This window comes from Prolixibacter sp. DSM 2831 (genome assembly GCF_056493735.1).
Genome location: NZ_CM151379.1, coordinates 4,217,713 through 4,241,294, shown reverse-complemented (window position 1 = coordinate 4,241,294; position 23,582 = coordinate 4,217,713). Strand labels below are relative to the sequence as shown.

Genomic DNA, 23,582 nt, shown 5'->3' with positions numbered 1-23,582 from the left:
CACGAAAGAATTACCTCTTCTGTGTCTGACGGTTTCCGAGGTGTTGGAAATGTCTTTCGGCCTGTGTGCAGACATTACTGATTGGCCGAATTGATAACCTGGTAGCCGATTAACTGGTCGTAGCGCGAACTGATGCCGCGGTAGTAAACAAAAATCTGGTAATTATTTTCGGTTTCCACGTGGCTGCCTTCCAACAGCGAAGTATCGATCTTGCCATCATCATTCCGGACATAAGCATATTCGTAGTCGTAAAATCCTTGCTTCAGCAGCAGGGCCAATTCGTATTGTTTGCGTTCGATGCTGTAGGCCATCTGGTTGGACGGATTACGCTGCCAGCCCGAAAGTTCACCGAACACATAAATGTTTCCTTCGGTAAGCGGTGCCTGAATGTCGAGTGAAAAATGGACCATCGCGTAGTCGGCTTCTACATCACTGTCAGTCACATTGTCCTGTTTCACGAGATAATGCCCGTCCAAATCGTTTTCAAAGTGGTAATCCTGTCCGTGGCGGTCCTTGTCAGGGTACAAAGTAACATGGAAAAGCGGTGACAGATATTGGATTCCGGCAATGCCTTTCCCATTTACCCTCAGGCTTTTCATGTCGAAATTCCGGAATTCATTTCCTCCCTTGAATACGTTTTCTTCGCTGTAGTCGTAAACCAACGAGTTTTCGCGGATAAACTGCGGAAGCAAATCCGTTTTTGCATTATCCCAGCGCCCGTTTTGCATCAGCAAAACTTTCACTTCGTCGCGCGGATTCTGTATGGAAAAATCGGGGTGTTGTATAGCAAAATCAACTTCCTGATTCGGTCCCCTGTAGCTGTCGTAAGTGGCTGGTTTTACTTTTCCGGTTACGCTCACTTTTTGGTCAACCACAAAAAAACGCCGGGTGAGCACTGGTTTTGTGTGATCGTAATTGTTCCAGACAGTTAAAACGTAATTGCCCGAAATTTTCGGTTTGACATCGTCGTTCGGAATTCGGAGCAGGTAATTGACGTACGGAATCGTTGTATTCACCGAATATTCATAATCATCAATGGTATTTTCAAAGAAGCCATCAAGGTATTCCGACTCAATCAAACTGGAAGGAGTCCAGTCGGCAGAGCAGTGTTTGATGGTGTAACTGTAGGTCTGCGCTTCACCGGAAAGGTCATCGAATTTAAGAACCAAATGTTGGTCGGAGCCCAAAACAAGAACAGGCTGCGAAAATTCCCATCCTTCCCTGTAAAATTGAACAGTATGAATATTATCGCTATAAACCTGATTCGTCAGGAGGTTTTCGTTATCGGGATTGTCTTTTTGCGGTAAATTTTTTGCTGATAATCTGGTCCCAAAGAGGAGGGAAGCCGTGAGGATGAAAATAATACGTATGGTGGATTTATGATGCATGGCATAAAATTAACGAAAAACTAAATTAACTATCAAGGTCCTAAAACATACATATATTCAGACATTTGCAAGATTCACTTTTAGAAATTGAATAGCGTTGGGAATGAATATTTTAGAATGTGCTTATAAATTAGAGCAAAGATTGTGAAAAAGTACCTAAATATTTACTTTTGTGCATCAAATTAATCATTCAAATCACTACAATGTCAAACGTTATAAAGCTCAAGAGAGGTTTAGATATTCAGCTTAAGGGTAGGGCAGAGAAGATCCTGGAACAAATGGATCGCCCCGACACTTTCGCCATTAAACCTACCGACTTTCATGGGCTTACCCCGAAACTTGCAGCAAAAGAGGGAGACAAGGTAAAAGCCGGATCTCCGCTGTTTTTTGACAAGTATCAGCCGGAAGTAAAGTATGTTTCTCCGGTGAGCGGCGAGGTGGTTGCCGTCAACAGGGGTGAGCGTCGCAAGATTTTAGAGGTGGTTGTGAAGGCAGATGGTGAGAACCTGTCTGAGGAATTCCGGAAAGCTAATCCGGCTGATTTAAGCCGCGATGAAGTACGTGAGGAATTGCTCCGCTCGGGTTTGTGGCCGGCGTTTAAAATGCGACCTTACGGAATCGTGGCGCGCCCGGACGAAAATCCCAGGGATATCTTCATTTCGTGTTTCGACAGTGCCCCTCTGGCTCCTGATTATGATTACATTCTTAGCGGTGAAGAGAGCGCCTGGCAGACAGGTTTGGATGCCCTCAGTAAACTGACCGATGGTAAAATCTATCTGGGTCTTCCGGCTGAAGGTGCCAACAAAGTATTTGCCAATTCAAAAGGCGTTGAAATCAACCGTTTCCAGGGACCACATCCGGCAGGGAATGTAGGCATTCAATTGCATACCGTTGCTCCTCTTGCGAAGAATGAAGTCGTATGGACGATTCAGCCGCAGGATGTTGTTGCCATAGGTAAACTGTTTGAGAAAGGCATTTACGACCCGTCCCGAATTATTGCTTTTGCGGGCTCCGAGGTGAAAGAACCACGCTATTACCGTACGTGGGTTGGTGCTAACCTGGCAGGTTTGTTCAACGGCCGGTTGACCAACGATCATGTTCGTTTTATCAGTGGAAACGTACTAACCGGTACCCGTATCGAATCAGATGGATTCTTAGGATTTTACGATTCGATGGTTTCGGTTATCCCGGAAGGCGATTATTACGAAGCCTTCGGGTGGGCCCTCCCCGGATTGAATAAGTTTAGTCCGTCTCATACCTTCTTCTCATGGCTCGGTTCGAAGAAGAAGAAATACCGTCTGGATACCAATATGCACGGTGAAGAACGTGCGTTTGTTGTTTCGGGTGAATACGAAAAAGTATTACCGATGGACATTCTTCCTGTGTACTTGTTGAAAGCCATTTTGGCCAATGATATCGACAAGATGGAGAAATTGGGTATCTATGATGTTGTGGAAGAAGATATGGCGCTTTGCGAGTATGTTTGTACCTCAAAAATTCAGGTACAGAGCATCTTGAGAAAAGGCATTGACTCCATGATCAAAGAGTTAGGCTAACGGACTGTCTTTTTAGTTGAAAATAATTCAAATATATCGATGAAAGCAATTAGAAATTTGTTCGATAAAGCAAAGCCCCATTTTGAAAAGGGTGGTAAATTTCACATGTTCAAATCGGTCTTTGGCGGATTCGAGACATTCTTGTTCGTCCCGAATCATACCAATAAGAACGGAACACACATCCGTGACTATGTTGACCTGAAGAGAACAATGGTGATTGTTGTCGTTTCCCTGATTCCCGCTTTGCTTTTCGGCATGTACAACATAGGTTATCAACACAATTTGGCTGTGGGAGAAACTGCTGATTTCTGGCAGACTTTCTTTTATGGTTTCATTCGTGTTTTACCAATCGTAGTCGTTTCGTATGTTACCGGATTGGGAATTGAGTTTGCCACGGCGCAGATGCGCGGGCACGAGATTAACGAAGGATTTCTCGTATCAGGTATGCTGATTCCGCTGGTTATGCCAATCAACACTCCACTGTGGATGATTGCAGTAGCCACCGCTTTTGCCGTCATTTTCGGTAAAGAGGTATTCGGTGGAACCGGTATGAACATACTGAACCCGGCACTTACGGCACGTGCGTTTCTCTTCTTTGCCTATCCGTCTTTCATGTCAGGCGATTCAGTCTGGACGCGAATCGGAGCTGGTAACCATGCAGTCGATGGTTTTTCAGGTGCGACCGCAATGGCGCAAGCAGCACAGGGACATCCCATCACGTATTCCGTTTCCGATATGTTCTTCGGATTTATTCCAGGCTCCATAGGTGAAACATCAACGCTGGCCATTCTGATTGGTGCAGCCATCTTGCTTTGGACCGGAGTTGGAAGCTGGAAAATCATGCTTTCAGCTGTATTGGGTGGAACCGTTATGGGACTTCTGCTGAATATTTTTGCTGTGAATGCTTATATGGCCGTTCCGTTCTGGGAGCATTTCATCATGGGTGGATTTGCCTTCGGTGTCGTATTTATGGCTACTGACCCGGTTTCGGCTGCACAAACACCGAAAGGAAAATGGATTTATGGTTTCCTCATCGGATTCCTGGCTATCCTGATTCGGGTTATCAACCCGGCTTATCCTGAAGGTGTGATGCTGGCCATCCTGCTGATGAACGTATTTGCTCCGCTGATTGACCACTATGTGGTAGAGAGCAACATTAAACGAAGAATGAAACGCGCAACTGTTAAAGCCTAAATATTTAAGAAATGGATAAGAACGGAAACGCTTACACATTTATATATGCTTCGGTAATGGTTGTTTTGGTAGCGGCGGTTCTGTCGTTTGCTGCCATGAAGCTGAAAGCACCGCAGCAGGAGAATGTGAAGATTGAGAAACAACAAAGCATACTGAAGTCGTTAAATATCGAAGTCAGCGCGGATAAGGCAGAGCAAGTCTACAAAAAGACGATTACCGACTCATACGTTGTTAACACCAAAGGCGAGCAAATCAAAGGTGATGCCTTTACCGTTAACCTGAAAGAGGAACATGCCAAGCCGGCTGATGAACAGAAATTACCTGTGTATGTTGCCGATTTGGGCGATCAAGGTAAGAAATACATCATTCCCGTAAGGGGAACCGGTTTGTGGGGACCTATTTGGGGATATCTTGCTTTTGACAGCGATGGAAGCACCATTTTTGGCGCAACCTTCGACGACGAAGGAGAGACACCCGGACTGGGAGCACAAATTGCCACCGAAGGATTTCAAAAGCAATTCACCGGCAAATCGATTTTCAATTCTGAAGGAAAATTTGTTTCCATTTTTGTGGCCAAATCAAGTGAGAAAGGTAAAGCTAATCCGAAACACAGTGTGGATGCCATTTCGGGTGGTACCATTACCAGTAAAGGATTGCAGAAGATGCTTCAGGTTGATTTGAGCAAATACACTGAATTCTTTAAAAAAATAAGATAAAATGAGCGACAAGGAACCTTTATTCTCAAAAAAGAACCTGAGATTGCTGACCGACCCGCTGAACAGCAAAAACCCGATTACCGTTCAGGTATTAGGTATTTGCTCGGCACTGGCAGTAACCGCTCAGTTGAAACCGGCTGTGGTAATGTCGCTGGCTGTAATCGTGGTTACGGCATTTTCCAATTTAATTATATCAATGCTTCGTAATACCATTCCGAATCGGATCCGTATCATCGTTCAGTTGGTTGTTATTGCTGCATTGGTGATTCTGGTCGACCAGATTCTGAAGGCATATGTTTACGATGTAAGTAAGCAGTTGTCGGTATTCGTTGGTCTGATTATTACCAACTGTATCATTATGGGACGTCTGGAGGCATTTGCATTGGGTAATAAACCGATTCCGGCATTTCTCGATGGAATCGGTAACGGTGCAGGTTACGGCCTCATCCTGGTGATTGTTGCATTCTTCCGTGAGCTTCTGGGTTCGGGAACTCTCTGGGGATACCATGTGATTCCGGCCAGCTGGTACATCGATAACGGAGGATGGTATTCCAATAACGGTATGATGATTCTGCCTCCGATGGCATTGGTTACTGTAGGTGTCATCATCTGGGTACAGCGTGCCAAAAACCGTGAATTGATAGAGGACTAATCGGAAACAGAAAAAACGAACAAGCGATATGGAAAATTATATTAACCTGTTTGTCAAGTCCATCTTTGTCGACAACATGGTATTCGCCTACTTCCTGGGAATGTGTTCCTACCTGGCGGTATCAAAATCGGTTAAAACGGCTACCGGACTCGGGCTTGCAGTCATATTTGTATTGGGAATCACCGTACCGGTGGATTACCTGCTTGAGAACTATGTATTGAAAGAAGGTGCGTTAACCTGGTTGAGTAAAGACTTTGCCAACGTTGATTTGGACTTCCTTAGCTTCATCATGTTCATCGCTGTTATCGCATCGATGGTACAGTTGGTGGAGATGGTCGTTGAAAAATATGCACCGGCTCTGTATACCAACCTGGGGATTTTTCTTCCCCTGATTGCAGTAAACTGTGCAATCCTCGGTGGTTCATTGTTCATGCAGCAGCGTGAATTTGTGGACATCGGCGAAGCAACAGCTTATGGTTTAGGCTCCGGCGTTGGCTGGTTCCTGGCGATTGTAGCTATTGCGGCCATCCGTGAAAAGATTCAGTACTCGAATGTACCGGCTCCGCTTCGTGGACTGGGTATTACATTCATCATTACTGGACTGATGGGGATTGCATTTATGGGCTTTATGGGAATTAAGTTTTAATCTCCGAAAGGGTTAAGAGTTAAATGATAAAATCAATTGAAATCATGATAATTCTGGCAACACAAACAGCAGTTATCGTCACCAGCGTAGTGGTATTCCTTCTGGTCATCCTGCTGCTGGTTGGTATTTTGCTGTATGCGAAAAAGAAGTTAACCCCATCGGGGTCAGTCGTTGTAAACATCAACGATGGTGAAAAAACGATTGAAACGGAGCCCGGTTCTACGTTACTTTCAACACTAGGAAATAATAAAATCTTCCTGCCGTCAGCGTGCGGTGGTGGTGGTACCTGTGGTATGTGCCGTTGCCAGGTCGATTCGGGAGCCGGAAGTATTCTTCCGACTGAAACCGGATTCTTCACCCGGAAAGAGCAGCAGAACAACTGGCGTCTTTCATGTCAGGTGAAAGTGAAAGAAGATATCGAAATGCGCGTCCCGCAGGAGGTGATGGGTATCAAGAAGTGGGAGTGTACAGTTGTTTCGAACAAGAACGTGGCTACCTTCATTAAGGAATTTGTGGTAAAACTGCCCGAAGGCGAAAACCTCGACTTCAAATCAGGTGGTTATATCCAGATTGATGTACCGAAAACTGAAGTGGACTTCAAGGATTTCGAGATCGACGAAAAATTCCGTGGTGATTGGGAGAAATTCGGTTTGTTCGATCTGAAGATGAAAAATCCGGAACCGACTTACCGTGCTTACTCTATGGCCAACCACCCGGCAGAGGGCAACATTGTGATGCTGAACATCCGTATTGCAACGCCTCCGTTCGACCGGGTTAACGGTGGATTCCAGAAAGTGAATCCGGGAATCTGTTCCTCTTACATCTACTCGCTGAAGCCGGGTGATAAGGTGACTATTTCAGGACCTTACGGTGAATTCTTCCTGAAGGATAACGATAACGAAATGATGTTCATTGGCGGTGGAGCCGGAATGGCACCGATGCGTTCGCACCTGTTCCACCTGTTCCACACGGTGAAAGAATCGAATAAGAAAGTAACTTTCTGGTACGGTGCCCGTTCCTGGAAAGAAGTTTTCTACTACGATCAGTTCCGTGACATCGAGAAGAACTTCCCGAATTTCGAATTCCATCTGGCTTTGTCGGAACCGCTTCCGGAAGATAACTGGGATGGCCCGACAGGTTTCATTCACCAGGTGATTTATGACAATTACCTGAGCAAGCACGAGGAACCCGAAGAGATTGACTACTATCTCTGCGGACCGCCGATGATGAATGACGCGGTAACCAAAATGCTTTACGAATTGGGCGTTCCGGATGAGAACGTACTGTTCGACGACTTTGGAGGTTAATAAACCCAAGGATAATTCAAAAAGACCGTTTTCTGTTCAGAAGACGGTCTTTTTATTTTATATTAGTCGGGAAATTGTCCTGACCTGGAATGCCAAAGACTGTTTGCTTTTCTTGTTGAAAAGAGATTTTGGGTAATTAAAAACAACGCATGTGAGACTATTCATTGTGTTTACTATGCTCATTGGATTTATGAGCTTCGGATTTGCTCAGGAGCCGGTGAATCAAACTGATTCCAACGGTTTAAAGCAAGGTCATTGGATTGGCCACTATCCCAATGGTAATATTCAGTACGAAGGAACATTTGTCGACGGTGAGCCGGTTGGTGAAATGAAACGGTATTATCCCAACGGTCAGTTGCAGGCCCGGATGCACTATGTGCCCGGTTCGGACAGTATCATTGCCGAGATTTATAATAAGGAAGGTAAAAGAACAGCTAAGGGGGTTTTCCTGGGAAAGAAAAAATCGGGTACCTGGACCTACTTCGATGGCGATCGCATCGTATCATGTGAGCACTACCTCGATGGATTGCACATGGGAACCGATACCATCTGGTTTAAGAGCGGAAAGCCGGCCCGGACCAGTGAGTGGGAAGCAGGCAAAATGAACGGAGTTGTGCGCGAATATTATCCCGATGGCAAGCTTAAGTTCGAGATGGTTTACGTCAACGGAAAAAGAGATGGATTGACGGTTGCATACTTCGAGAACGGCGACCCCGAGATTGAAGGAAATTACGTTAATAATCTGCGCAATGGCGACTGGAAATTTTACAACCAGGACGGAACTTTAAAATATACCCTGAAATACGATAAGGGTGTTTTGCTGAATTCCGATGTACTGAACAAAGCTCAGCAGAAAGAATTCAACGAGATGGAGAAAAACCGGGAAGTGTTGAAAGACCCGGAAAAGTATCGCAATGATCCGTCCGGATATATGGCACCCCGACGTTAATGTTTCTCCTTTTGCTCATACCAGCGAAGAACCAGCTCAACTACCTGGTTGTAGTTTAGAGTTCCCTGCTTAATGTTGTTGCTTTTCAGGTAGGCGTCGTTGGCAGCCGTTTGTATTCGGTCCAGCTTCTCATTTCGCAACGCTCGCCAGTATTTTTGTTCGGCTCGTATGTCAGCAACCACTTCGGGCCTTAGTTTCTTCACGTAATCGCGATAGTTTTTCAGCGGAAGCGCATCGACCAAAAAATATTGTATAAGGTTAAAATTGGCTGAGTACCGCAAATATGGATTTGAGGACGTGCTGCAAACCACATAAGCGCAGAAGTTGGCTTCCGATTCCCGTGCCATTCCAAACTGATGTGCTTTTTCGTGCGCCAGCACAAACGGATATTCGGTGGGCAACAATTTCCCGTTGATATGAACTTCGTTGAAAAACGGCCCGAAATAACCACTCACGCCTGATTTGGCAAATAACCCTGAATAGAGCATCGTTTTCGGCCGACGGTAACCGTTAGGATAAGTAATTTGTAAAAAGTCAGCGTTGGCCTTATAGGAAGCTTCAATAGCAGTATTCATGTCGGCTTTCTTCAGGCTGTCCATTTCCATCCACGATGCATTGGTTTGGGCGATTAAAGTATCCAGTGTTTTGATGAAGAGACTATCCGGCAATTTCCCGGAAGGGAAATGAAGACGGTTCTCGATAGAAGGCCGGAAATAGTTGAAGCCCCAAACGAGGTAGAAGTAGCTGTAAAGAATGACCAGAAACTGCAAGGTCTTCCGTAGTGTCGTAGTGAACCTGATTTTCCGGAATATCAGTAAAAGAATAACAACAATGGCAGCGAGCACAAATGCTGTCCAGAAGATGTCCCAAAGCGAAAAAGGTACAAAACGACTGAAGAACGAAAGGACGGTGGCAATAACCGGATAGAGTCTGTGGGAATACCAATCATCAGTCAATTGCGGAAAGCGAATTGCCAACCGCGTTATCAGGAAAACGACAGCTGCCACCCAAAATACTAAATAACGGGTTGGAAACAGAAATCCACGCACTTTTCGCCAGTAACTCATCACAACACTTTTCCTCAAAAATATAAAATTGGAGGTTGGTAAAGTCGATTTAGCAAGGATGTTTTAACTGCAAGCAAAGAAGAATGAACGAAAATTCTGTTTCATTGTCCGGAAAAATTAATTTTACTGAAAAGCTCCTGAATGAAACTAGCCTGGCTAATCATATTATTGTATTTCCCTTTGTTGGTTCATGCGCAAAGTACCGGTGCAAGGTATCGCATCGAATTTACCGATAAAGTTGGCTCGGCTTATGATTTGTCGCATCCGGAGAACTTTTTGTCAGAACGGGCGCTTTCGCGTCGCACCCGATACCATATTCCGTTAGAAGAAAAAGATTTGCCGGTCTCTGCTGTTTATCTCGATAGTTTGAAGAAGCATGGATTTAAAGTTTTGTACACTTCCCGCTGGTTCAATTTTGCAACAGTTGCGGTTGTGTCTCCGGAAGATACTGCCGGCGTTTCGGAATGGAATTTTGTTCGTTCGATAAGACTAACCAGACCGGAAAATGTGTTGAAAAGTGCTGAAAGTAAGTGGGTTGATATTAAAGTGCCTGCGACAAAAAGTGCACAAAGCGAACCTGACGACACTTATGGCTATTCCAGCGAGCAGGTAGCGCAGTTGAACGGGAAAATTCTGCACGAAAATGGTTTTAAAGGACAAGGCATGCTGATCGCAATTCTTGATGCCGGTTTCCGTGCTGCGAATCAGCTGACTGTATTCGACTCACTTTTCTTTCAAAACAGAATGCTGGGAACCCGTGATTTTGTCAATCCCCAATCCGATGTTTTCCAGGAATATCAGCATGGCATGAATGTTCTTTCGCTTATGGCGGCGAATTCGCCCGGCACATTGATTGGAACAGCACCGGATGCGAGTTATTATCTCATTCGGACAGAAGATGAGAATTCGGAATACCCGGTTGAGATGGACAACTATATTGCTGGTTTGGAACTGGGGGACAGCATCGGAGCCGACGTTATCAATGCTTCGCTGGGCTACTTTATTTTCGATGATCCGGCGGATAACCTAAGCTATGATGAGCTTGACGGAAAAACATTGATGATTACGCGGGCTGTGGAACTGGCCGAAAAGAAAGGAATGATTGTTTGCGTCAGTGCCGGAAATGAAGGAGATAATGCATGGCAGCACATCATTGCGCCGGCCGATGCAAACGAAATTTTGAGCATGGCGGCGGTCAATATAGCAGGGGAGAGGGCAAGATTCAGCTCCATCGGTCCTTCGGCTGACGGTCGCATTAAGCCGGAAGTGGCTGCCTGCGGATGGGATGCATGGATTCAGAAATATCCAAATGAGATCGGCACGTCAAACGGAACCTCATTTGCTTCTCCGCTTGTCGCCGGCCTGACTACCTGTTTGTGGCAGAAATATCCGGAAAAAACATCGGCAGAAATAATCGATGCCGTTATCCAAAGTGCCAGTCAGTACGATTTGCCGGATAATTACCTGGGATATGGTATTCCCGATTTCGAGAAGGCGTCGTTACTTTTGCAGGAGACGGTAACTAAAGATAAATCAGAAAAGCAATGGAAAGTATCTCCCAATCCCTTTGTGAACAACATACGGTTGGAGTACCAGGGGCCGGGGCTATTGGATGATACTTCGGCTACCTGTATATTGCTTAACGGCACAGGAACAATTTTGAAAGAAGAACGTTTGTCAGGCAGAATCCAATGGTTAAATCCGGGTTCACTGCCGTCAGGTTTGTACTTTCTGCAGGTGATTACAAAAGGAGTAACGGAGAACCATAAACTCATAAAGAAGTAAGGTGTACATGGCTTCATCAATTGAAAATAAATTACGACTATCTGAACTAAATAATCGGGTAAAAGGAGTTCTTCAGGACGCTTTCCCGACAGCAGTCTGGGTAATTGCAGAGATATCCGAGATGAAAGTCAATCGGAGCGGACACTGCTACATGGTGCTCGTTGAAAAGGATGAAGATTCTGATGAAGTTCTGGCACAGGCCCGTGGAACCATTTGGTCGTATACATTCCGGATGCTTCGGCCCTTCTTTGAGACAACGGCGGGACAACCACTTTCGGAAGGAATGAAGGTACTGGTGAATGCCACCGTTGAGTTTCATCCGCTGTATGGTTTCAGCCTGAATATTCGGGATATTGACCCAACTTATACACTGGGCGACATGGCCCGGAAACGGCTTGAAGTAGTCAACCGGTTGAAGGACGAGGGCGTATTTGAGATGAACAAAGAGCTGGAATTACCCATGGTTCCGCAGAAAATTGCGGTCATTTCTTCATCGACGGCGGCGGGTTATCAGGATTTTCAGAATCAATTGAATAACAATGCTTACGGTTACCGTTTTTACACGCATCTTTTTCCGGCCCTGATGCAGGGGAACCAGGCCAAAGAGTCAATTATTGCTGCACTGGAGCATATTTACCTGTACGAAGACTTCTTCGACGTCGTGGTGATCATTCGCGGGGGAGGTTCACAGCTCGACTTAAGTTGTTTCGACGATTACGAACTGGCCTTTCATATCACGCAGTTTCCCCTTCCGGTGATAACCGGTATAGGGCATGAAAAGGATGATACCATCAGCGATATGGTAGCGCATACGCGCATGAAAACACCGACAGCTGTAGCCGAATTTCTGATTGCCGGAGTCATGCAGTTTGATGTCCACCTGGATGAATTGCAACAGGAGTTTGTCAATTCCGTGGAGAATATTTTGGCAGAATCTCGGCAGCGGCTCGATAGTGCTGTTAAAACCCTGAAGCCTGTGGTTCAGCAGTTGTTGTTTAACCGGCAAAAGAAGCTAAGCCGTTATGGCTGGCAGCTGGAAAGTTCTGTCAGTGAGGTTTTGCGGAATAACGAATACCGGTTATCCCGGAAAAAAGATGAGATAAAGGAATTATCCGGACGGTTCATACATGATAACCGGAACAAATTGGATGAGTACCTTCATTATATCAGTCGGGCTTCAGCACATCAGATGGAGGAAGGAAGATCGCGAATGAATGCCATGTTGGAAAAGCTTAAGAGACAATCGAAAAATCGTTTTTCTGCTGAAAAGAACCATTTGTTACTTGCAGAAAAGAGAAAGGAGTTGTTGAATCCTTTGAATATTCTGAAGCGAGGCTATTCGATTACTTATCATAACGGAAAAGCGTTGAAAGAAACAGCGCAATTACAAGAAGGCGACGAAGTTCGTACGTTGTTGAAAGACGGCACATTTACCAGTCGTGTTTTAAATAAAGAAAATAAATCATCAAAAAAATAAATCAGTCATGACAAAGAAAAAGATCTCATACAAAGAGGCTGTCAATGAGATAGAAGAGATACTCGAGCAGATGGAAAGTGAAGAACTTGATGTGGATGAGCTTTCCGATAAGGTAAAAAGAGTATCCTATCTGATTAAGGTGTGCAAAGATCGGTTACACCAGACGGAGGAAGAAGTAGAAAACATCCTGAACCAAATGGAGGATAACTAGTGCCTGAGTTATAGAAAATAGCTGCCTTTTGACGCTTTTGTGGCTATGTATGCGTTGAGTAAAGAGGAAGGTCCTTGGTATTTGTTATTGGTTTTCAATCTTATATTCGATTTGAACAAGCATGCTTTAAAATATGTTATAAATGCTATTATAATCGAACATTGAAAATAAATTGCTTGCAACATAGCTATAAGTGTTGTAATTTTGGCTCGATAGTATTCTGAATACTATCACATTTCTGATAGCAGCATATTTAAAATTCTAAAAAATGGCCGACTCAAAAATTGAATTAACATTAGGTTCATTCCGTTTCTCGTGCGAGGGTGAAAAGGAATGGGTGGAAGTACAATTAGGACGTATTCTCGATCGCGCTCCTGGATTATTAAGTTTAGGAGGCGAGGTTGCAGCAGCTTCTGCAGGGGAAGAAGTTGGAGAAGTGGCAGCCGAAGAGGCTCGTCCTGTTGCACGTCGTGGTCGCAAACCGCGTGAAGTGAAGGCGAAAAAACCTGTATCAAGTGATCCGTTATTGGATTACCTGAAAGAGAAAAAAGCCGATAACAATCAGGTGCGGAAATTTTTGGCGACTGCAGTCTATCTGCACTCACAGGGAACCCAGAAATTCTCTACACCGATGATCTCCAAGAAATTGAAAGCAGCCGGAATTCCAAAGCTTTCTAATGCCAGCGACTGTCTGAACAAGAATGTGAAGAAAGGTTTCTGCATTAAGGAAGACAAAGAGTTTGTATTGACAAACGAAGGTATTCAGGCTGTCATTGGTGACGGCAATCAAGACTAAAAAATAAAAACCCGCCTTGAGCGGGTTTTTTTATTTCCTTTTTTACCTCAGATTCTAGAATCTGGCTCGAATTCCGACCAGGTAATTAATACCTGCCTGCGGATAATATCCATCCATCTTCTTTCTTACACCATTTTCGTAATAGGAGTAAACCCACGCGTTGCTTGAGTACATCGCGTTAAAGATGTTGTTCACCATAACCGATAAGGTTAACTCTTTGAAAAGGCTCGTCGGGATGTGATAGTCAGCTTTCAGGTTACTGAAAAAGTAAGCATCCAGTTTCCGGTTTTCAGACGAAGTGTTGTCGATGTATTGTTTCCCAACATAGTGGGACGAGAAGTTCACCGAAAGCGGCTTTGTTGGTTGCCAGCTGATTTTACTTCCCGCTACGACATCCGGAGAAAAAGCAATGTCGGTTGTTCCGAGGTAGTTGGAAATCTGCTGGGGATAGTTGTCTGCATCATCAACATATTCGGTAAAATTTTTAATCTTATTCCGGCTAAAAGTAGCATTGGCATCCCACCTGAGCGACTTGCAAATTCGCCAACCTCCGGTTAATTCAATTCCCGCACGGTAACTGCTCGGAGCATTGGTCATAATCGCTGAGCCAACATCGTTAATTTCGCCAGTCAGGATAAGCTGATTGACATAGTCCATGAAGTAGAAGTTGACACCGAAAGCGAAATTCGTGGAGCGGTAATTATAGCCGACTTCGTAATCGTTCAGGTTTTCCGATGTAGGCATGGGACCATTCGGAGCGGCATCGACGTAGTTACTGCGGTTTGGCTCGCGATGAGCTTTTGCAAACGACGCGTACATCTTATTCTGGTCATTTGGCGAATAGTAAATCCCCACTTTGGGATTGAAGAAGTCAAAAGAGTGACTCTGGGTAATATCCCTCAAGTCGTCGTCTTTCCCGTCGATTTTGTAACCGATATGCCGGTATTGCAAATCGAAATAGGCATTGAGCCTCGAGGAGAACTGGTGGTTCAACTTGCCATATACGTTGTAATCGGTCTTAAGTCCGGTAGAATAGTACCACTGATGGTTAATCGGATTTTCACCATAATACTGAGCCCAGATTACTTTTCCGAAGTGCCGGCCGTCGTATTGGTTCCAGGCACCTCCAAGTGTCATACTATTTTTACCCTTGTCATAGTTCAACGAGAAAGTTGTTCCGTAAAAATCATTATCCAGCCATTTCCGGCGCACTAAATCGGTCGACTGTACCTGTGTGCCACCAATGGTCGGAGGCGTCATCAGGTAATCTACGAAACTTTGGTCGGGCTTGTATTCCTCGTAATATCCGCGACCGTACGTGTAATGCAGTGCCGCATTCATATTAAGATGCTCATTGAAGCGATGGGAGTACAGCAACTGGTAGTTGTCCTGCCAGTAATTGTCGGTTTCGTTGTTGTAATAGTGCGCTTTCCCCTGAGCATCGGTGTACTCACCGGCCGGATTATACCGGCGGTTGGTCGCCAGCATATCGGAAGGAATTCCATACCAGGCCTGATATGTTTTTTCGATACCGGAGAAGATGTTGACTTTCAGAATTGATTTGGTTGTGTAATATCCCCCTGAGAGGTAGTACGATTTTAAATCGGACCAACCGCGGTCGACGTAACCGTCCGAAGTAATTTTGGAAAGTCGGGCGTCGAAAGAGAATTTTCCATTCAATAAACCGGTCCCGGCCGACACTGTATTTTTAAACGTGTTGAACGAGCCGGCAGAAGAGTTCACTTCCGCGTAAGCGTCTTTGTTCAGATTGTTCGTTTGCATATTGATGGTTGCACCAAATGCGCCGGCTCCGTTCGTCGATGTTCCCACTCCGCGCTGAACCTGCACATTTTGGAGCGATGAAGCCAGGTCGGGCAAGTCTACCCAGTATACACCGTGCGATTCTGCGTCGTTTACCGGAATACCATTAACAGTCACGTTAATACGGTTGGCATCGGTTCCCCGAATACGGAAACCTGTGTAGCCGATTCCCGTTCCCGCATCCGATGTTGTCACCAACGAAGGTGTCATGCTCAGCAAATAGGGAATATCTTGTCCCATATTTTGTTCTTCGATGCTCTTTTTCGACACATCGGAATAGGCAACAGGCGTTTTGTCTCCGGCACGTGTTGCCGAAACAATTACTTCATCAGCCAGTACCGCTGAAGATTTCATGGTAATGGCAAGTTTTCCTTTTACCGGTACGGTAATTTTTCGGGAAACCGGCTGGTATCCCAGGTAAGAAACTTTTAGCACGTAGTTTCCTGTTTTTAAATTTTCAAAACGAAACTCTCCGTTTGGGTCGGTTGGCATCCCGACAAATGTGTTCTCGATAACAACATTGGCACCGATGAGCGGTTGGCCTTTTTCATTTTCCACACGTCCGTTCAACGTGTTCTGCGCATTCGCTGAAAGGAAGATCAGCTGCAGCAGCCATAAAGCAAGAATTTTTTTCATTTTAAATCGGTTTTTAGATGAATAAAAACCAATGGGAGTAGAGTAACACATGTTCCCTACCCGGAATTACCCGGACAGGTTCAAAGGGTATGTTCTCAGCCTGTTATTTAAGGCACCCCATTGTTTGAAAGCGGTACAAAGGTATAGAAATATTTAGAACCCGTATGAATATGGGCGGGAAACGGACTTACTGTCATTTTTCCGAAGCAGGAGTCACCATGAAATCAGGAAAATAGAGTAAGTAAAAAATTGTAAATAGAGGAATGAAAGTGGAGTTGAAAAGGAAATAAAGAATGCAGGATGCTGACAGTTCTTAATGGGAATGGTGATGGGAAGAAAAGGAGTTATGACTCTGAAAATTAAGTCGAAAATTTGTATGTATGGACATAAAAAGTTATTATTGCACATACTCCTTTTTATTCTAATTGCCTTTTTACCTCGCCGGAGTTCGAGTGCTCCAAAATTACTCCGGTGCAAAATGAATTAGAAAAAAGAAAAGGGCTGGTGTTCGCCAGCCCTTGTTCTTTATTTCATTTTACTTTATGCATTCGTTGGAATTTTAATCCGTTGGCCTGGTTTCAGGCTTTTCGCATCTTTGATTCCATTCATCTTCATGATATCAAAATTGGAAACTCCCGGATATTTCCGTGCAATCGTCCAGAGATTGTCTCCCCTGCGCACTGTGTAAATAGTATACGGGCCATCAGTATCTACTGTTGACTGAGCTGCTCTGTTGGCAGGTACTTTACCCGATTGCTTTTGTGCGAAGGTCATTGAGTTGTACTGCTTGTAATGTGCTCCTTTTCCTTTGGGAACATAAATGACCAGTTTCTGTCCAACGCGAATCAGGTTTCGGTGAATATTATTCCAGTACCTTACCTGGGAAGCTCTCACATGAAACCATTCTGCAATAAAGCCCACGTTGTCTCCCCGTTTCACAGTATAGTAAACTTTGTCTTTGCCTGCCACATCACCCGGAGTGAAGTAGGAATAATGGCGACTGGGAACAACAATTTTGTTGTTGGGGAAGAACTTATCGCGGTTGTAAGCGAATACAAACGATTCCTTATCGATGAAATCCGAGGTTTTATTGGCCGGAATCTTCAGCGTGTATGCCTTCTTCGCTGTCGCTGGAATAATGTCTCTGCGATATTGCGGGTTTAAATCACGAAGCTCTTCCACCGGAATATTCAGCACCGCTGAAACCTGTTGGAAGTTGAGATAATTGTGAACTTGGATGGTATCAGTTACAATATCAAACGAAGGTTGAGTGGGGGCCAGATGGTGCTCTTTTGCATAGTTCATAACATACGCAGCAGCAATGAATGCCGGCACATAACCACGGGTTTCGCGCGGAAGATGATAGTAGATTTTCCAGTAATTTTTGGTGCCTCCCGAACGGCGAATCGCTTTATTTACGTTGCCCGGGCCACAGTTGTATGCCGCAATCACCAGGTGCCAGTCACCATAAATGTTGTACAGATCTTGGAGATATTTGGCCGCAGCTTCGGTTGATTTCACCGGGTCGCGACGTTCGTCAACAAATGAATTGATTTCCAGTCCTAACATTTTACCCGTTCCATACATAAACTGCCACAGACCGCAAGCTCCAGCCCGGGAGAAAGCTCTCGGGTTCAATGCCGATTCAATGATGGCCATGTATTTCAGTTCCAGCGGCAGATTATATTTATCGAGAATCTGTTCGAATATCGGGAAGTAATAATTGGCGAGCCCCAGCATCACTTTTACCTGGTCGCGACGTTTGATGGTATAGAGCGTGATAAAATTCTTGACGGTATTGTTGAAAGACAGATCGATGTACGAATTAATATCCTGAAGTCTGTTGATGTAAACAGAATCCGGAAGTGCTTTCTTCAATGAGTCGGGTAGAGTATTATAACTGAGACTATCAAATTCGAAGGCATTCTGGACATACCAGGTGTTGACCATCGAATCGAGTTTCTGTGCTTCAAGTTCGCTTAAATCTTCATTCGGGAGGGTATAGGTCTTGTCGTAACCATTGTCGACGGTGTCGAGTTTGGTAACGGCAATAAACCTTGCCTTCTTTAAATCGTAATCCCGGCTGGTCTTGGAATCATCCTTGGCAACCAGTGTCGCCGGGATTAATCCCGCAAAAGCCACGAGCAATGTAATTTTCTTCCACTTTCCCATCATATCGTTCTCTAAAATTTGATGTTGACCTTAACGCCAACTGTTTGCCTGCCGTAATAATTCATTGGAGCAGGTGCGATCCGCATACTCAAATCATCACTGATGTCATAATCGAAAAAGTTTGCGTCAACGCTTGCATCAATGATATTTAGCACATGCAATGCAAACATACCAATAATTGTTAAATCCCTGTTTCTCCGATAGAAATCTTTACCACTTTGCAATTGCTTGGTCACATAATTGAAATGAGTGGAGTTGGTAAGATCAATCGAGGGATTATTGATAAACTTGTCGAGGTATGCCTTGTCCTGTGCCGTTAATTGGCTTGGGCTACTGTACTGCGATATGGTCCGGTACGCTTCAAAATAGTCGTTATACAAATTATTGTTCCAACTAAATCCGTATATCAAACCTGCAAAGCCTCCATAGATGATTGGAAGCTTCCAGTATTTTTTATTGTATATCTGCCCAAGACCTGGAAACAGGGCCGAATATATTGACGCTTTTTTCGGCGAATGCTTTTTGTGATAGAGACTTTCAGAAATCTTCACACTGTCCTTCACCGCTTTCCGCACCTGTGCCTGGCTCGCTATGCTATTCCCTAGCAGGCCTATGATGATGAGTAGCCCCGTTAAAAATTTTTTCAAAATGTCGATTCTTTATTTTCGACACAAATTTAGGAATTCAGTCTGTCAAAAATGCCAATGATCCGTTCTAATTCCTTTGGATCGGTAAAAGGAATCACAATTTTCCCTTTTCCTTTGTCATTTATTTTGAAATCGACACTGGTATTGAAGTATTTCGACAAGTGAGTTTTCAATTCTCCGTACTCTTCGGGGAAACTTTGCGTCTTCTTGGGTTTGGCACTGCCTTCACCATCATCGGAGTTGATTTTCCGTACGATCTCTTCCACTTTCCGGACTGAAAAATCATACTTGACAATCTGCTTGAAGATCATCACCTGTGTCTCCGGCTCGGCAATGTTGACCAATGCCCGGGCGTGTCCCATACTGATTTCCTGCTCGCGAATGCCTTTTTGAATAACGGCAGGCAGACGAAGCAAGCGCAGATAGTTCGACACCGTTGAACGCTTTTTCCCAACACGCTCACTCAGGCTTTCCTGGGTGAGATCGCACTCTTCAATCAGTCGTTGATAACTGAGGGCTACCTCGATCGCATCCAGGTCTTCACGCTGAATGTTCTCGACAAGAGCCAACTCCAGCATCTCTTCATCACCAGCTTCCCTGACAAATGCGGGAACTTTGTCCAGACCGGCAATTTTTGCCGCCCTAAAACGTCTTTCTCCGGCAATGATTTGATACTGCTCATCATTTAATTTCCGAAGTGTTAACGGCTGGATGATACCAATTTCGCGGATAGAAGTTGCCAGTTCTTCCAGTGCTTCTTCGTCAAAAGTGGTCCTGGGCTGAAATGGATTCGCCTGAATTTTCGACAATTCAACTTCATTGGAAACCGAGGTAGCTTCTCTTACCTGATCGGCATCATCAATCAACGCGCCCAGTCCTCTTCCCAGAGCATTTCGTTTGGCCATAATTCAGAAATTAAAAAATGATTAGTGTTCGAGTTATTGTTCTACAGCTTGTTTGCTGTTGAGTTTTGTCATTTCGTTGTTTTGCAATAATTCACGGGCCAGGTTCAGGTAGCTGACAGCACCTTTTGAGCTGGCGTCATATGAAATAGCCGGTACACCGTAGCTCGGAGCTTCCGACAACTTGATGTTCCGGGCAATAATGGTTTCAAAAACCATATCCTGGAAATGCCTTTTTACCTCTTCGTAAACCTGGTTCGACAGGTTGAGACGGGCATCGTACATCGTCAGAAGGAAACCTTCAATTTCGAGTTTCTGGTTCAGCCGGTTTTGAATGATCTTAATGGTGTTGAGCAGTTTCCCCAAGCCTTCGAGTGCGAAATATTCACACTGAACAGGGATAATTACAGAATCCGCAGCTGTTAAAGCGTTGACAGTAATAAGTCCAAGAGAGGGAGAACAGTCAATCAAAATAAAATCATAATCATCGCGGACTTTCTCCAAAACATTTTTCATCACCATCTCCCGATTTGGGCGGTTGAGCATTTCGATTTCTGCTCCAACTAAATCGATGTGTGATGGAAGAAGTTCAAGATTTTCTGTTTCGGTTTTCAGAATCGTCTTGTGCGGATCGACGTCATCCACGATACATTCGTAAATACTTGTGGTAACGTTGCGAACGTCGAATCCTACGCCCGACGTAGCGTTGGCCTGGGGGTCGGCATCGATAATAAGTACCTTCTGCTCCAGTACAGCAAGGCTTGCCGCAAGGTTGATAGCCGTGGTTGTTTTACCCACGCCACCCTTTTGGTTCGCTAATGCAATAATCTTTCCCATTACGTTTGTTTTGGATTAAGAATGTTTGTCAAAATTAAAAATTTACATGTAAACAGATAAATGTAGAACGGAATCGGGGGGCATAGATTGTTAATAACGCTCCGTTTATCAACAATTTTTTGCTTATATCCTAAGCAAAATAGCAGTAATAAACAGACATTCAGTAAGTACACGATTTTAATTTAGGCGTGGAACGTTGATAACATTTTTTGCGTGGAACATTAGTTGCTCAGACTGTAAATAATTATCATAATTATGAATAGAACGCTTACATCGGATCCACATCGATGTTGATCTGAACACCCGAGTTGCCCGGTTGAATTTTGGCTTCATCCAGGATTTCCTGTAGTTTTTTCTTGGCGCTGACGATGGAAATATCGCGCTCTATCTTCAGCCAGAATTGTTTGATGTACCAGGTTTGTATCCGGTTAATGACCGGATCTTCGGGGCCCAGCACACGGTTACGGAATGAACGTCGCAGCATGCCGCCCAGTTGATTGGCAATGCGCTCCAGTTCACGCTTGTCGCGATGCTTTAAAACGAGACCAATCAGGCGGTAATAAGGTGGATACTTGAAGTGCTTTCGTTCGGCCAGCTGTCCTTTGTACATGCCGGTATAGTCGTTTTCGATCACTTGCTGAATGATGTGGTGGTCGGGCTCCGATGTCTGGATAATAACTTTTCCCTGCCGGTGTTTCCTGCCAGCCCGGCCGCTCACCTGTGCCATGAGTTGGTAGCTGCGTTCGTATGCTCTGAAATCGGGATAATTGAGCAGATTGTCTGCATTGAGAATACCAACGACACTCACGTTTTGGAAATCGAGGCCTTTGGTCACCATTTGCGTGCCAATCAGTATATCGATTTTTCCGGAATCATAGTCATGAATGATCTTCTCAAACGACTTTCGTGCCCGGGTGGTGTCCAGGTCCATTCGGGCTATCCGGGCATTCGGGAAAATAAGCGAAACTTCGTCTTCAATCTTCTCGGTACCAAATCCCTTGGTGGTAATTTCAGCACTTCCGCATGCCTGGCAATTAGACGGATGATGCAGTGTGTAGCCGCAATAATGACAAACCAGTGAGTTGTTGTGTTTGTGGTAGGTCAGGCTTACATCGCAATGCTTGCATTTGGGCACCCAGCCGCAGGTTTTGCATTCGATAAATGGAGCAAAACCACGACGGTTCTGAAATAAAATTACCTGTTCTTTTGCTTCCAGTGCTTTTTCAATTTCCTCGAAGAGCAGAGGCGTGAAATGTCCGCGCATCTGTTTGCGTTTATATGCATCCCGCAGATCGGCAGTGAGGATTTTCGGCAATTCAATTTGCTGAAAACGCTCGGAAAGCTCTACCAGGCCGTATTTTCCCGTTAGGGCATTGTAATACGACTCGATGGCTGGTGTAGCAGTTCCCAACAGAACTTTTGCGCCTGTCAGATGGCTCAACACGATGGCTGCGTCTCTGGCATGGTAGCGCGGTGCCGGGTCGAACTGTTTGTATGAATTCTCGTGCTCTTCGTCTACGATGATCAATCCAGGAAACCGAAAAGGAAGAAAAACCGACGAACGTGCCCCGATGATAACCTGGTACTGGTTTTCGTCCGATTCCGGATCGAAGTTTAGCACTTTGTTCCAAATTTCTACTCGCTCGGCATCGTTGAAGCGACTATGGTAAATTCCGGCTTTGTCGCCAAACACCTGCTTCAATCGTTGCACAATTTGAGTCGTCAGGGCGATTTCGGGCAACAGGTACAAAACCTGATTCTTTTCCTGAATATATTTTTCAATGAGACGGATATAAACCTCTGTCTTGCCGCTGGAAGTGACGCCGTGGAGCAGGGTGACCTGTTTATCTTCGAGGTGTTGCTCGATTTCGGCGTAAGCCTTTTCCTGTGCCAAGCTCAGCTCAAATCCATCACGGATATTCCCCGCATACTGACTGATGCGATCGACGCGTCTTTCAACCGGTTTAAAAATTCCTTTTTGGATGAGTGTATTGAGTGTGGCAGTCGTGGTTCCGACCTTTTTCAGCAGAAGTTTCTTGTTGTATTCTTCCAATGCTTCCGCACTACCAAAACGCGTGTATTCCAGAAACCGCATCAATAGTTCCTGTTGTTTTGGTGCACGCGACAAGTCATCTACCAACTCTGTCAACTGGCTTTCGCCGGAATATTCTTCGGCCAGGCGGACGTATGTCTCTGTCCTTGGTTTGTAACCGGGGCGAAGCGATTCTTCTACCGAAATGGCACCCCGGTTCAACAGCGATTTGATGACTGAATAGGCGTTGCCTTTCTGGTCGGCACGGTTCAAATCGGAAACTGACGATATTTTTCGGTTACGGAGAAAAGTCAACAGAAGGTTTTCCCGGGAAGACAGTTCATCTTTGTCAGTCTCGTATTCCGGGTTGAAAATCACCCGGGTTTCGCTTTCCAGTTTTAGTCCGGATGGGAGAGCTGCTTTCATCACTTCGCCCAGTGAGCAGTGGTAGTACGAGGCAATCCACTCCCAAAATTCAAACAACTCGGGATGAACGACGGGTTGCTTATCCAGTATCGTTTCTACGGACTTGATTTCGTACCCGGTGGGCTCATCGTTGTGGATTCGGTGAACCAATGCTGAATAGAACTTTTTCTTTCCAAACTGCACAATGACCCGCACGCCCGGCTGCAATTCTCCATTCATCTCTTCCGGCACCGAATAGGTAAATTTTCCCGGCAACGGAAGTGGCAGAATAACATCGACAAAGCGCTGTGGGTGGTGTATCATTGATGTAAAAACAGTTTCAAGCAAAACTAATTGATTTCCCTAAAGAACAAAAAAGCCGGAGA

Annotated in this window: 19 protein-coding genes; 11 read left to right on the top strand and 8 right to left on the bottom strand. The window is 44.9% G+C overall.

The genetic code is table 11. The features are described 5' to 3' along the window. Positions 1 to 74 precede the first annotated feature (74 nt). The gene (locus AC060N_RS17525; RefSeq protein ID WP_153640289.1) at positions 75 to 1,388 is read right to left on the bottom strand and encodes a type IX secretion system plug protein; all 1,314 of its coding nucleotides are present in this window, start codon (positions 1,386 to 1,388) and stop codon (positions 75 to 77) included. 203 nt (positions 1,389 to 1,591) lie between these two features. On the opposite strand from AC060N_RS17525, the gene AC060N_RS17520 reads away from it, so the two are divergent. From AC060N_RS17520 to AC060N_RS17490, 7 genes are all read left to right on the top strand, one after another. Further along, a complete protein-coding gene (locus tag AC060N_RS17520; RefSeq protein ID WP_479524881.1) occupies positions 1,592 to 2,944 on the top strand; it encodes a Na(+)-translocating NADH-quinone reductase subunit A in 1,353 nt (450 codons plus the stop codon). 39 nt (positions 2,945 to 2,983) lie between these two features. Next, the gene (locus AC060N_RS17515; RefSeq protein ID WP_106540394.1) at positions 2,984 to 4,138 is read left to right on the top strand and encodes an NADH:ubiquinone reductase (Na(+)-transporting) subunit B; all 1,155 of its coding nucleotides are present in this window, start codon (positions 2,984 to 2,986) and stop codon (positions 4,136 to 4,138) included. 11 nt (positions 4,139 to 4,149) lie between these two features. Beyond that, positions 4,150 to 4,854 carry an NADH:ubiquinone reductase (Na(+)-transporting) subunit C gene (nqrC, locus tag AC060N_RS17510; RefSeq protein ID WP_153640287.1) on the top strand — a complete coding sequence of 235 codons (705 nt, stop codon included), beginning with the start codon at positions 4,150 to 4,152 and terminating at the stop codon, positions 4,852 to 4,854. 1 nt (position 4,855) lies between these two features. Continuing rightward, the gene (locus tag AC060N_RS17505) at positions 4,856 to 5,506 is read left to right on the top strand and encodes an NADH:ubiquinone reductase (Na(+)-transporting) subunit D (RefSeq protein ID WP_106540392.1); all 651 of its coding nucleotides are present in this window, start codon (positions 4,856 to 4,858) and stop codon (positions 5,504 to 5,506) included. A gap of 28 nt (positions 5,507 to 5,534) precedes the next feature. After that, positions 5,535 to 6,152 carry an NADH:ubiquinone reductase (Na(+)-transporting) subunit E gene (gene nqrE / locus AC060N_RS17500; protein WP_106540391.1) on the top strand — a complete coding sequence of 206 codons (618 nt, stop codon included), beginning with the start codon at positions 5,535 to 5,537 and terminating at the stop codon, positions 6,150 to 6,152. Between the two features lie 44 nt (positions 6,153 to 6,196). Further along, entirely contained in the window at positions 6,197 to 7,459 is a 1,263-nt protein-coding gene (gene nqrF / locus AC060N_RS17495) for an NADH:ubiquinone reductase (Na(+)-transporting) subunit F (RefSeq protein ID WP_153640286.1), read from the top strand. A gap of 151 nt (positions 7,460 to 7,610) precedes the next feature. Continuing rightward, positions 7,611 to 8,408 carry a toxin-antitoxin system YwqK family antitoxin gene (locus AC060N_RS17490; protein WP_153640285.1) on the top strand — a complete coding sequence of 266 codons (798 nt, stop codon included), beginning with the start codon at positions 7,611 to 7,613 and terminating at the stop codon, positions 8,406 to 8,408. Here AC060N_RS17490 and AC060N_RS17485 read toward each other — a convergent pair. Continuing rightward, positions 8,405 to 9,475, bottom strand: coding sequence for a DUF3810 domain-containing protein (locus AC060N_RS17485; protein WP_153640284.1), 1,071 nt, complete (start codon positions 9,473 to 9,475; stop codon positions 8,405 to 8,407). The genes AC060N_RS17490 and AC060N_RS17485 overlap by 4 nt on opposite strands. A 141-nt stretch (positions 9,476 to 9,616) precedes the next feature. Between AC060N_RS17485 and AC060N_RS17480 the strand changes: the two genes are divergently transcribed. The 4 genes from AC060N_RS17480 to AC060N_RS17465 all read left to right on the top strand — a co-directional run bounded on the left by AC060N_RS17480 (position 9,617) and on the right by AC060N_RS17465 (position 13,744). Beyond that, positions 9,617 to 11,260, top strand: a complete 1,644-nt coding sequence (locus AC060N_RS17480) for a S8 family serine peptidase (RefSeq protein ID WP_153640283.1) — start codon at positions 9,617 to 9,619, stop codon at positions 11,258 to 11,260. 7 nt (positions 11,261 to 11,267) lie between these two features. Next, entirely contained in the window at positions 11,268 to 12,737 is a 1,470-nt protein-coding gene (xseA, locus tag AC060N_RS17475) for an exodeoxyribonuclease VII large subunit (protein WP_153640282.1), read from the top strand. 7 nt (positions 12,738 to 12,744) lie between these two features. Next, positions 12,745 to 12,948 carry an exodeoxyribonuclease VII small subunit gene (gene xseB / locus AC060N_RS17470; protein ID WP_153640281.1) on the top strand — a complete coding sequence of 68 codons (204 nt, stop codon included), beginning with the start codon at positions 12,745 to 12,747 and terminating at the stop codon, positions 12,946 to 12,948. Positions 12,949 to 13,216: 268 nt separating this feature from the next. Next, on the top strand, positions 13,217 to 13,744 hold the full coding sequence (locus AC060N_RS17465) for a hypothetical protein (RefSeq protein WP_153640280.1): 528 nt from the start codon (positions 13,217 to 13,219) through the stop codon (positions 13,742 to 13,744). A 54-nt stretch (positions 13,745 to 13,798) separates the two neighbouring features. Here AC060N_RS17465 and AC060N_RS17460 read toward each other — a convergent pair whose 3' ends face one another. From AC060N_RS17460 to priA, 6 genes are all read right to left on the bottom strand, one after another. After that, positions 13,799 to 16,201 carry a TonB-dependent receptor gene (locus AC060N_RS17460; RefSeq protein WP_153640279.1) on the bottom strand — a complete coding sequence of 801 codons (2,403 nt, stop codon included), beginning with the start codon at positions 16,199 to 16,201 and terminating at the stop codon, positions 13,799 to 13,801. A gap of 540 nt (positions 16,202 to 16,741) precedes the next feature. Then, positions 16,742 to 18,376, bottom strand: coding sequence for a lytic transglycosylase domain-containing protein (locus tag AC060N_RS17455; RefSeq protein WP_479524880.1), 1,635 nt, complete (start codon positions 18,374 to 18,376; stop codon positions 16,742 to 16,744). Between the two features lie 8 nt (positions 18,377 to 18,384). Beyond that, positions 18,385 to 19,020, bottom strand: a complete 636-nt coding sequence (locus AC060N_RS17450; RefSeq protein ID WP_153640277.1) for a DUF5683 domain-containing protein — start codon at positions 19,018 to 19,020, stop codon at positions 18,385 to 18,387. Positions 19,021 to 19,049: 29 nt separating this feature from the next. Further along, a complete protein-coding gene (locus AC060N_RS17445; protein ID WP_106540380.1) occupies positions 19,050 to 19,925 on the bottom strand; it encodes a ParB/RepB/Spo0J family partition protein in 876 nt (291 codons plus the stop codon). A 33-nt stretch (positions 19,926 to 19,958) separates the two neighbouring features. After that, on the bottom strand, positions 19,959 to 20,759 hold the full coding sequence (locus AC060N_RS17440; protein ID WP_153640276.1) for a ParA family protein: 801 nt from the start codon (positions 20,757 to 20,759) through the stop codon (positions 19,959 to 19,961). Between the two features lie 268 nt (positions 20,760 to 21,027). Then, the gene (gene priA, locus AC060N_RS17435; protein WP_153640275.1) at positions 21,028 to 23,520 is read right to left on the bottom strand and encodes a replication restart helicase PriA; all 2,493 of its coding nucleotides are present in this window, start codon (positions 23,518 to 23,520) and stop codon (positions 21,028 to 21,030) included. Between the last annotated feature and the right edge of the window lie 62 nt (positions 23,521 to 23,582).